This is a genomic window from Escherichia sp. AM3 (assembly GCF_032029835.1).
GTDB lineage: Bacteria > Pseudomonadota > Gammaproteobacteria > Enterobacterales > Enterobacteriaceae > Escherichia > Escherichia coli.
On the sequence record NZ_JAVUPQ010000688.1, the window covers coordinates 1 to 357 of the forward strand.

General features: G+C 44.3%; 1 protein-coding gene. It reads left to right on the top strand.

The window, feature by feature from the left end; all coding sequences use genetic code 11:
* Positions 1–142 precede the first annotated feature (142 nt).
* A partial coding sequence (locus RTW80_RS27900) for a hypothetical protein (protein ID WP_312721366.1) occupies positions 143–357 on the top strand: 215 nt, incomplete at its 3' end.

The window sequence follows — 357 nt, forward strand, 5'->3', positions numbered from 1 at the left end:
CTTCATGGATGCGGCGAACATCGAATTACTGACCATTGATGATCCTATCGAGAGAATGAAGCGACTCGCCGGGATGGTTAAGCGGTAATAAATGAGATATAATCAGGGCTGTCAATTGACGGCCCTTTTTATTGGAGGAAACATGAAAATTGTTAAGCATGATGGATATAACGATATTTTTAACGGCGGCGCGGACGGATCGCCTAAGCCATTCTTTATGTCTGATGCATCATATCACGTCGGTTCTTTCTACAACGACAATGCAACCGCGAAGCGAATTGTGGATGTTATCCCGGAAGAGATGGTGACGGCTGGTTTTAAAATGTCAGGCGTTAAGGATGAAAGAGAGTTCAAGTC